The 9439-nt window shown below is 66.7% G+C and carries 11 protein-coding genes and 1 pseudogene; 10 read left to right on the top strand and 2 right to left on the bottom strand.

Translation table 11 applies throughout. The annotated features are described in order from the left end of the window. A partial coding sequence (locus ACW4E8_RS40725) for a carboxymuconolactone decarboxylase family protein (RefSeq protein ID WP_456809661.1) occupies positions 1–175 on the bottom strand: 175 nt, incomplete at its 3' end. 97 nt (positions 176–272) lie between these two features. Between ACW4E8_RS40725 and ACW4E8_RS40730 the strand changes: the two are divergent. The 3 genes and pseudogenes from ACW4E8_RS40730 to ACW4E8_RS40740 all read left to right on the top strand — a co-directional run. Continuing rightward, positions 273–422 (top strand): annotated as a pseudogene (locus tag ACW4E8_RS40730) (tyrosine-type recombinase/integrase); the annotation flags it as partial. A 164-nt stretch (positions 423–586) separates the two neighbouring features. Next, on the top strand, positions 587–1525 hold the full coding sequence (locus ACW4E8_RS40735) for an amino acid ABC transporter substrate-binding protein (RefSeq protein ID WP_456809655.1): 939 nt from the start codon (positions 587–589) through the stop codon (positions 1523–1525). 188 nt (positions 1526–1713) lie between these two features. Beyond that, on the top strand, positions 1714–2025 hold the full coding sequence (locus ACW4E8_RS40740) for a hypothetical protein (protein ID WP_018314232.1): 312 nt from the start codon (positions 1714–1716) through the stop codon (positions 2023–2025). 69 nt (positions 2026–2094) lie between these two features. On the opposite strand, the gene ACW4E8_RS40745 is transcribed toward ACW4E8_RS40740, so the two are convergent. Beyond that, positions 2095–2988 (bottom strand): hypothetical protein, encoded by an 894-nt coding sequence (locus ACW4E8_RS40745; RefSeq protein WP_456809656.1) that lies wholly within the window; start codon positions 2986–2988, stop codon positions 2095–2097. 218 nt (positions 2989–3206) lie between these two features. On the opposite strand from ACW4E8_RS40745, the gene ACW4E8_RS40750 reads away from it, so the two are divergent. The 7 genes from ACW4E8_RS40750 to ACW4E8_RS40780 all read left to right on the top strand — a co-directional run. After that, a complete protein-coding gene (locus tag ACW4E8_RS40750; protein WP_456809657.1) occupies positions 3207–3773 on the top strand; it encodes an HdeD family acid-resistance protein in 567 nt (188 codons plus the stop codon). A 255-nt stretch (positions 3774–4028) separates the two neighbouring features. Next, the gene (locus tag ACW4E8_RS40755) at positions 4029–5768 is read left to right on the top strand and encodes a glycosyltransferase family 39 protein (RefSeq protein ID WP_456809658.1); all 1740 of its coding nucleotides are present in this window, start codon (positions 4029–4031) and stop codon (positions 5766–5768) included. A 36-nt stretch (positions 5769–5804) separates the two neighbouring features. Continuing rightward, positions 5805–6176 carry an EamA family transporter gene (locus ACW4E8_RS40760; RefSeq protein WP_011617364.1) on the top strand — a complete coding sequence of 124 codons (372 nt, stop codon included), beginning with the start codon at positions 5805–5807 and terminating at the stop codon, positions 6174–6176. 55 nt (positions 6177–6231) lie between these two features. Continuing rightward, a complete protein-coding gene (locus ACW4E8_RS40765; protein ID WP_456809659.1) occupies positions 6232–7404 on the top strand; it encodes a DegT/DnrJ/EryC1/StrS family aminotransferase in 1173 nt (390 codons plus the stop codon). Then, a complete protein-coding gene (locus ACW4E8_RS40770; RefSeq protein ID WP_456809660.1) occupies positions 7383–8375 on the top strand; it encodes a glycosyltransferase in 993 nt (330 codons plus the stop codon). Before ACW4E8_RS40765 ends, ACW4E8_RS40770 begins: the two co-directional genes overlap by 22 nt. Beyond that, positions 8375–9316, top strand: a complete 942-nt coding sequence (locus ACW4E8_RS40775; protein WP_456809662.1) for a formyltransferase — start codon at positions 8375–8377, stop codon at positions 9314–9316. Before ACW4E8_RS40770 ends, ACW4E8_RS40775 begins: the two co-directional genes overlap by 1 nt. Next, on the top strand, positions 9313–9439 hold a 127-nt coding region (locus ACW4E8_RS40780), incomplete at its 3' end, for an NAD-dependent epimerase/dehydratase family protein (protein ID WP_456809663.1). The genes ACW4E8_RS40775 and ACW4E8_RS40780, both read left to right, overlap by 4 nt.

The raw sequence follows: 9439 nt of genomic DNA on the forward strand, positions 1-9439 counted from the left end.
CATGATGCAGTCGTAATTCGCGCTCGCCGTGGATCTTTGCCATCTTGATATGCATGTCGACGCAGAACGCGCAGCCATTGAGCTGCGATGCGCGAATCTCGACAAGCTCGCGAATGGGCTCTTCGATCGTGGTCTTCTGGAACAGCGCGCCAAACTCCATGAGCTTCTTGGACAGTTCCGGGGATTGCTGGAAGTAATTCGTACGCTCCTGGTGATCTGATCAATGTTGTGCTTGCGAAACCTGTGCTGCTTAGACGCCGGCCAGCTTCCATGAGATGCGCAGCTTGGCTGCTCGCCTCTATGCGGACCAGCATTCGCCGGACTTTGCACAGTCCATGCTGGGTCACAAGTTGGCGGACATGACGGCTGTCTACCGCGATGTGCGGGGCGCAGAATGGGGCGAAGTGAGGGTCGCCGGATGAGCGAATTCCAGACGAGTTATAGACGATTGCCAGACGGCCTATAGCTGGCAAGGCTTTCGGGGCGGGGAATTTGCTTATGACAACAATATCCTTCGTCGGCCCCTGACCAGGGGTATACCCTTGCGTCTTTGCCACATTGCCGGCCGCTTTCCGGTTTCCCCCGCATGCCTGCCTTCACCCTGCCCGCCCTGTCCGCCCGACTCCTCCGCGCCCGCCGCTCGCTGGCGGCTGTCGCCCTCGCCGCCATGTCCGCTGCCGCGCTGGCGCCGGCACTGGCCAGCACCCAGAGCCCTGTGCTCGACAAGATCCGCGAATCCGGCACCATCGTGCTCGGTTACCGCGAGTCGGCGCTGCCATTCTCGTTTGCCGATGACAAGGGCCAACCGGCCGGCTATGCGGTCGACCTGTGCCTGCGCGCGGCCGAAGCGGCGCGCCAGCAACTGGGCCTGAAAGACCTGAAGGTGCGCTGGATGCCGCTCACGCCGCAAAACCGCATTCCCGCCGTGGTCAACGGGCTGGTGGACCTGGACTGCGCACCCAACACCAATTCGCTCGAGCGCCAGAAGCAGGTTGCGTTCAGCGTCTCGCACTACGTGTCGACCGTGCGCATGCTGGTGCGCGCCGACTCGGGGATCCGTTCGTTCGGCGACCTGCGCGGCAAGACCGTGGTCACCAGCGCCGGGTCGACCGGCGACCGCCACGTGCGCCGCATGAAGGCCCAGTACGGCTACCACGACGTCTACGCCAAGGACCACGGCGAATCGTTCCTGCTGCTCGAATCCGGCCGTGCCCAGGCCTTCGTCATGGACGACGTGCTGCTGGCCGGCCTGCGCGCCCGCGCCAAGGACCCTTCGCAGTACGTGATCGTGGGCCCGGCGCTGTCGGTGGAGCAGAATGCGCTGATGCTGTCCAAGGCCGATCCGGAATGGAAGCGGCTGGTCGACCAGGCGCTGGCCAACACCTTTGCCGGCCCGGAGGTCACGGCGCTGCAGAAGCGCTGGTTCCAGCAGCCCATCGGCAGCCGCGGCATCAACCTGGCGCTGGCGCCGTCCGGCGAGGTGCGCGCGGCCTGGAAGCACCCGTCGGACGCGGTCACGGAGTAAGCGGGCAAGCGGTCCACAACCTCAATCGGCCTGGGGCCGCAATTCAGGGTTTCCATGAGGTCGTGGCGCCGGGGCAAGCCCCAAGTTGACAGCGATGAACGATGTTGGCGACACTGGGCCGAGCCGTCCCGTGCAAGGGACAGGCCACATACACGACCGCCCGACGGCGGCATTTCTCAGGAGAAACCATGAACAAGTTCGTCGCGACCGCGATCGCACTCTGCCTTGGCGCCGCTTCGCTGGCCGTGCAGGCACAGACCGGCGGCAAGAAGCAGTTCGATCCGTATTCCCAGGGCGCCAAGTCGGGTGAGAAGTTCGACCCGTACAGCCAGGGGGCCAAGGCCGGCGACAAGTTCGACCCGTACAGCCAGGGCGCGAACAAGAGCACCCGCAGCGAGCTGACCGACGCTTCCGCGCCGGCCGCCGAGAAAAAGCCGGCCAAGAAGTCCACCAAGAAGAAGAGCAAGCAGAAGGCCGCTTCGGCGCCGGCTGCCAGCTGAGCCGCAAGCGCCTGATGCAAAAAAACCCGCCTTGGCGGGTTTTTTTGCATCCTGCCCAGGCGCACAAGCCTATGGCGCTTGCGTGTCGCTCTCCAGCGCGGTGACATCCACGCGCTGCACCTTGTCATCCTGGCGCACTTCAGTGCGCAGCACGAAGGCGTCGGCCGGGCAGAACCAGTCGGTGACGTGCATCACGGTCGGCTCGACCTGCACCACTTCTTCGCCAACCAACACCGGCCCCAGCGAGGTGCGCTTCTCGTAGGTGACCGGCAGGCATTCCTTGCGCCCCAGGACGGTATTGATCGTCTGCCGCTTGCCGACGTGGCGCGAGCCGATATGGATCGACGCATACTGTGCCCGCATGGTGCTGACCACTTCATCCGATCCCAGCGGGTAGACCTTCAGCGAGACGCTCGACTCAAAGGTCTCGCCCTCCAGCGTGGCGCCCTCGCGCAGGTCCAGGCCGGCGTAGTTGAACACGCCCATGCCGCGGAAGGCCGCCTCGCCGTACATGCGCGCGTAGCGGGCGCGGGCGTTGATGATGGCATGCTGGCTTTCGATGCTGGTCGGGCCGCCGGGCGAACGGCGGTCGATCACCACTTCATGCACCTGGGTGGTAATCACCGGCGGCCCCATCAGCGCCGACAGGGCAGTCTTGGAATTGATCTCCAGTTGGGCGCGGCAGCCGGTCGGGCTGCGCGCCACGTCGCGCAGGGTCATGCTGACCGACATTGGCATCACGCCGTCGCCTTCCATCTGCACATGCGAGCCGGAGCGGAACCACGGGGCACTGCACAGCACGGCCGCCGCCGATGCCTGCGCCTGGCTCGCCGCGGCCTGCGCCACCGCCGGGCCGGCGCCTGGCAGCGCCGCCGCACCCTGTGCGCCGGCATGCTGCGCCAGCGCCATGGCCGCGCCCGCCACCAGGCCTGCCAGCCGATCTTGCTGCGCCTTTGTCTTCACATGAATCCCCGTCTAGAATGTCCAGGCGCCCCCGACCCAGCGCCCGGCCTGCCAGGCGGTCGCCTGGACACCGAAATTATCGCGTTTTGTTGCGTATGTAACTCGGATTTTTCGCGCAGCAAGGCTTGCCTGGCCCGACACCATATCGTCTGGCCGTCAGATTCGGTGCCGCCGGGTTTTCTCGATGCCGGCCCATTCCGGGCCCAGTGGGAGATTCCATGCTTCAGTACTACGCGAAACTCTGGTGGGTAGTTACCTTGCGCGGCATGTTTGCCGTGATCTTCGGCTTTTTTGCCTTTTTTGCGCCGATCGCGACGCTGGCGGCGCTGGTCATTGTCTTCGGCGCCTACGCCGCGGCGGATGGCCTGATGGCGCTGCTGATGGCGATCTCCGGCAAGGACCGCGAGACCAGCGACCGCTGGATCCTGGCACTGCAGGGCCTGCTTGGACTGGGCGTGGGCGCGCTGACCTGGTTCAGCCCCGCCATCACCGCGCTGTCGCTGCTGCTCTATATTGCCGCCTGGACGCTTGCCACCGGCGTGCTGCAGATCGTGGCGGCAATCAAGCTGCGCAAGGAGATCCCGAACGAGTGGTGGCTGATCCTGGCCGGCCTGGTCAGCATCGCCTTCGCCTTCCTGGTCCTGTGGCAGCCCGTGGCCGGCGCGCTGGCGGTACTGTGGCTGATCGGTTCCTGGGCCATCGTGTGCGGCATCCTGCTTATCGGCGTGGGCCTGCGCCTGCGTCGCGCCCGCCCGAAGGCGGCTGGCGCGCAGCAGCCGGCCTGAGCTGCACTTTCCTTTCCTCAGCAGCGGCAACCCGGCCGCCCCTGCATGCCGTCCCCGGCACTCGCCGGGGCAGCCTGCCCACCGTGCTACCATTGCCGGCCTCGCGTGCGCCGAGGCGGCAGTGGCGTCCCAGGCGCGTGCCAGCCTGCCGGCCGCCTGGTGTCCACCAACAGGCAAGTCCATGCGTTGAGATGGCTTCCCGTCACCGCGCGCCCACGCAGGACCATCGATCCGTCGCGCTTTTCCAGGAGATCTATGCGTAGTTCATCGACCTCGCGGGCTGCCGCGCTGTCCGTTGGAGCCACCACCGCCGGTGCGGTCGCACTGGCCAGCCTGTTTATCCTGCTGGTCTGGTTCGGCACCCTCGACATGCGCCACCTGCTGCGCTCCGATGAAGGCCGCTACGCCGAGATTGCCCGCGAGATGTTCGCCACCGGCGACTGGGTGACGATCCGCTACCACGAACTCAAGTATTTCGAGAAGCCGCCCTTCCACCTGTGGGTGACCACGCTGGCCTACACGCTGTTTGGCGTGGGCGACTGGCAGGCGCGGCTGTGCGTGGCGCTGTCCGGCATCCTGGGGCTGGGCGTGTCGATGCTGGCCGCGGCACGCTGGTACGGCCGGCGCGTGGCGGTGCTGACCGGGCTGGTGCTGGTTTCCGCGCCGATGTGGAATGTCGCCGGCCACTTCAACTCGCTGGACATGACGCTGGCCGGCGCCATGGCGTGCGTGCTGGCCTTCATGCTGCTGGCGCAGCACCCGGATGCCACCCGCGCCGAACGCCGCAACTGGATGCTCGCCTGCTGGGCGGCGATGGGCGTGGCGGTGCTGGTCAAGGGACTGGTCGGGCTGGCGCTGCCGGGGCTGGTGCTGGTGGTCTACACGCTGGTGACGCGCGACTTCGGCCTGTGGCGCCGCCTGCATCTGCCGGGCGGCATTGTCGCGATGCTGGTGGTGACGGTGCCGTGGTTCTGGCTGGTGTCGGAGCGCAATCCGGAATTCCTGCGTTTCTTCTTTATCCACGAGCACTGGCAACGCTATACCTCGAACGTGCACCAGCGCGAAGGCGCGATCTGGTTCTTCGTGCCGCTGCTGCTGGCCGGTTTCCTGCCCTGGCTGGGCCTGGTTCCGCAAATGTGGAAGGCCGTGCGCGAGCGCGCAGGGGTCGCTCGCGGCACCTCGCCGCGGCCATTCCAGCCCGCCCTGCTGGCAGCGCTGTGGGCCGTGGCGATCTTTGTCTTCTTCAGCCTGTCTGGCTCCAAGCTGCCCGGCTATATCGTGCCGATCTTCCCGGCGCTGGCGCTGCTGGCCGGCGTGGCGCTGGACACGGTGACGGAACGCACGTGGCGCTGGCAGGTCAATGCCATGATCGCGCTGGGCGTGGCCGGGCTGCTGGCGTGCCCGTTTGTCGGCATGATGGACAAGCCCAGCACGCCCAATGTGGTCTATCGCGAATTCGCCATGTGGACCGGCATCGCCTTCGCGGTGATGCTGGCCGGCGCTCTGCTGGCGCACCGGCTGCTGCGAACGCGTGGGGTATTTCCCAGCGTGGTGGCCTATGCGCTGGCGATGTTCATCTGCTGCACGGTGGCGCTGCGCGGTCACGAAGCCATGGGCCGGCCCAGCTCCGGCGTGGACCTGGTGCCCGCCATCAATGCCGTGCTGACGCCGGACATGCCGCTGTACAGCGTGGGCATGCTGGACCACACGCTGCCGTTCTACCTGCGCCGCACCACCATCATGGTGGAGCACCCGGACGAGCTGGAATTCGGCATCGGCCAGGAACCGCAGAAGTGGATCCCGACCGTCGACGGCTTTATCGCCCGCTGGCAGGACGGCAAGCGCGCGGTAGCGATCATGTTGCCCGCGACCTACGACGCACTGGCTGCGCGCGGCGTGCCGATGCACCGGATCGCCGGTGACCGCCGCCGTGTGGCGGTCGCCAATTTCGCGCTGCCGGGCAACGGCCCGCAGACGCAACCCCCAGGACAGTAACCTGCAACTCCTGCAACTCCTGCACTACGCAGCACCATGACGCTTTCCACCTTCGCTTTCATCCTGACCGGCGTGCTGCTCAATGCGGCTGCGCAACTGTTGCTCAAGGCCGGCGTCAATGCCATCGGCGCCATCACGCTGGACCGCGGCACGCTGCTGGTAACCGCGCTGCGCGTGCTGACCCAATGGCCGGTGCTGGCCGGGCTGACGCTGTACGTGGTCAGCGTGGGGGTATGGATCGTGGGGCTGTCGCGCGTGGACGTGTCGATCGCCTACCCGATGCTGTCGCTCGGCTACGTGGTCAATGCGCTGGCCGCCTGGTGGCTGTTCGGCGAGATGATCGGCCCCTTGCGCGTGGCCGGCATCCTGCTGATACTGGCGGGCGTCTTCCTGATCGCCCGCTCATGACGCGCCTGCCCGCGCGCCGCCAGGTCCGACACCGACCGTTCTTCTTCGCTCTGCCATGACCGCATCTGCCCCTGAATTCCTGCCTTTTGTCCGGCCTGACATCGACGCCGCCGCCATTGCCGAAGTCGGCAAGGTGCTGGCCTCGGGCTGGATCACCTCCGGCCCGAAGATGCAGGCCTTCGAGGCCGCGCTGTCGGACCTGTTCGGCGGACGCCCGGTGCGCACCTTCGCCAATGGCTCGGCAACGATGGAAATCGCGCTGCGCATTGCCGATATCGGGCCGGGCGATGAGGTCATCACCACGCCGGTGACCTGGGTCGCCACCGCCAACGTAGTGCTGGCAGTGGGCGCGCGGCCGGTGTTCGTCGACATCGACCCGCGCACGCGCAATCTCGACCTCGATGCCGTCGAGGCCGCGATCACGCCGCGCACGCGCGCCATCATGCCGGTGTACCTGTCGGGGCTGCCGGTGGACATGGACCGCCTGTACGCCATTGCCAGCAAGCACGGGCTGCGCGTGATCGAGGATGCAGCGCAGGCGATCGACTCGCGCTGGCGCGGCCAGCGCATCGGCGCCTTTGGCGACCTGGTCAGCTTCAGCTTCCAGGCCAACAAGAACATCACCACCATCGAAGGCGGCTGCCTGGTGATGAACACGCCCGAAGAAGCCGTGCGCGCCGAGCGCCTGCGGCTGCAGGGCGTGATCCGCACCGGCATGGATGGCATGGATGTCGAAGAGCCCGGCGGCAAGTTCAACCTGACCGACGTCAACGCCGCGGTCGGCCTGGCGCAGCTGGGCAAGCTTGATGCCATCACCGCGCGCCGTGCTGAACTGGCCGAGACGTATTTCCGCTGTGCCGCCGACAGCGGCCTGGAAGCGCTGGGCATCGAGCTGCCGCAAGCGCTGGATGCACACGATGCCACCACCAACTGGCACATGTTCCAGGTGGTGCTGCCGACCGAGCGCCTGCAAGGCGGCCCGGCCCAGGCGCGCCAGCAGGTCATGGAGGTCATGCGCGAGCGCGGCATCGGCACCGGCGTGCACTATCCGCCCATTCATCTTTTCACCTACTACCGCTCGCTCGGCTGGCGCGAAGGCATGCTGCCGCATGCCGAACGCATCGGGCGCGGCATCGTCACGCTGCCGCTGTTCCCCGCGATGCAAGCCACCGATGTAGAGCGGGTCTGCGCAATCCTCAGCGAAACATGCAAACGTCTCTCCAAATGAGCCCGGTCGAAGTCTCGGTCGTCATTCCGGTCTACAACGAAGAAGACGGGCTGCAAGCCCTGTTCGACCGCCTCTATCCGGCGCTGGATGGCCTTGGCGAGTCGTACGAGATCATCTTCATCAATGACGGCAGCGTCGACCGCTCGGCGCAGATGCTGGCGGCGCAGTTCCACAAGCGCCCGGATGTGACCCGGGTGGTGCTGTTCGCCGGCAACTTCGGCCAGCATATGGCGATCCTGGCGGGCTTCGAGCATACCCGCGGCAAGATCGTGATCACGCTGGACGCTGACCTGCAGAACCCGCCGGAAGAAATCCCGCGCCTGGTCGAAGCCATGCGCGCCGGCCACGACTACGTGGGCACCATCCGCCGCCAGCGCAACGACACCGCGTTCCGCCGCTATGCCTCGCGCGCGATGAACCGGCTGCGCGAGCGCATCACCAAGATCCGCATGACGGACCAGGGCTGCATGCTGCGCGCGTATGACCGCAACGTGATCGACACAATCAATGCCTGCCGCGAGGTCAACACCTTCATCCCCGCGCTGGCCTACACCTTTGCTTCCAATCCGGTCGAGATCGAAGTCGGTCACGAACAGCGCCACGCAGGCGAATCCAAGTATTCGCTGTACCAGCTGATCCGCCTGAATTTCGACCTGGTGACCGGCTTCTCGATCGTGCCGCTGCAGTGGTTCTCGGCCATCGGCACGATCCTGTCGCTGTGTTCAGGCGTCCTGGTGGTGGTGCTGCTGGTCCGGCGCTTCCTGTTCGGTTCGGAAGTCCAGGGTGTGTTCACCCTGTTCGCCATGAACTTCTTCCTGATCGGCATCCTGCTGTTCGGCCTGGGCCTGCTGGGCGAGTACGTCGGCCGCATCTACCAGGAAGTGCGCGACCGCCCGCGCTACCGCATCAAGGCAGTGCTGGAAGCGGACCCGCAGCGTGTCAGGCCGGCTGCCGCAGGCGCGGAGCAATGATGCGCGCCGTCGTCTTTGGCTACCACAATGTCGGCGACCGCTGCCTGCGCGTGCTGCATGCGCGCGGCGTGGAGGTGGCGCTGGTGATCACGCACCGCGACCGCCCCGACGAGAACATCTGGTTCCGCCGCGTGGCCGACACCGCCGCCGAGCTGGGCATCCCCTTCATCTATGGCGAGGACCCTGCCGATCCCGCGATTGCCCAGGCTGTGCGCGACGCGCGCCCGGACGTCATCTTCTCGTTCTACTACCGCGCCATGATCCCGGCGGGCGTGCTGGCGCTGGCCCCCGGCGGCGCCTTCAACATGCACGGCTCGCTGCTGCCCAAGTACCGCGGCCGCGTGCCGGTGAACTGGGCGGTGCTGCGCGGCGAGACCGAGACCGGCGCCACGCTGCACGCCATGGAAGCCAAGCCTGACGCGGGCTATATCGTCGACCAGACCGCGGTGCCGATCCTGCCGGACGACACTGCCGGCGAAGTCTTCGAGAAAGTCACCGTTGCCGCCGAGCAGACGCTGTGGCGCGCCCTGCCCGCGATGATCGCCGGGCAGACGCCGCAACACCCCAACCGGCTGGCCGAGGGCAGCTACTTCTCCGGGCGCAAGCCGGAAGACGGCCGCATCGACTGGAGCCGCCCGGCCGCCGAGGTCTACAACCTCGTGCGCGCCGTCGCACCGCCCTATCCCGGCGCGTTCTCCGATCTCGCCGGGCACCGCTTCATTGTGGCGCAGGCGCGCCGGCCGCTGGCGGACCTTGCGCTGGCGCTGCCCGCCGGCACGGCGCCCGGCCTGCATGTGCACGAAGGGCAGATCATCGGCCTGTGCGGCGACGGCGGCCTGGTCATGGTCACCCGATTGCTGGCACAGGATGGCTCGGCACTCACGCCGCAAGCCTTCGCCAAACTTATCCATACCGAACAATCCAACGAGGAAAACCGATGAAAAAGGTCCTGATTCTTGGCGTCAACGGCTTCATCGGCCACCACCTGACGCGCCGCATCCTGGAAACCACGCCGTGGGAGGTCTACGGCATGGACATGTCGTCGGACCGCCTCGGCGACCTCG

The organism is Cupriavidus sp. CP313 (assembly GCF_054072015.1).

Bases quoted from the DNA above. Each gene is read 5' to 3' on its own strand.
- ACW4E8_RS40735 (WP_456809655.1), top strand. From the start codon at position 587: ATGCCTGCCTTCACCCTGCCCGCCCTGTCCGCCCGACTCCTCCGCGCC.
- ACW4E8_RS40760 (WP_011617364.1), top strand. From the start codon at position 5,805: ATGACGCTTTCCACCTTCGCTTTCATCCTGACCGGCGTGCTGCTCAAT.
- ACW4E8_RS40750 (WP_456809657.1), top strand. From the start codon at position 3,207: ATGCTTCAGTACTACGCGAAACTCTGGTGGGTAGTTACCTTGCGCGGC.
- ACW4E8_RS40765 (WP_456809659.1), top strand. From the start codon at position 6,232: ATGACCGCATCTGCCCCTGAATTCCTGCCTTTTGTCCGGCCTGACATC.
- ACW4E8_RS40770 (WP_456809660.1), top strand. From the start codon at position 7,383: ATGCAAACGTCTCTCCAAATGAGCCCGGTCGAAGTCTCGGTCGTCATT.
- ACW4E8_RS40775 (WP_456809662.1), top strand. From the start codon at position 8,375: ATGCGCGCCGTCGTCTTTGGCTACCACAATGTCGGCGACCGCTGCCTG.
- ACW4E8_RS40755 (WP_456809658.1), top strand. From the start codon at position 4,029: ATGCGTAGTTCATCGACCTCGCGGGCTGCCGCGCTGTCCGTTGGAGCC.
- ACW4E8_RS40740 (WP_018314232.1), top strand. From the start codon at position 1,714: ATGAACAAGTTCGTCGCGACCGCGATCGCACTCTGCCTTGGCGCCGCT.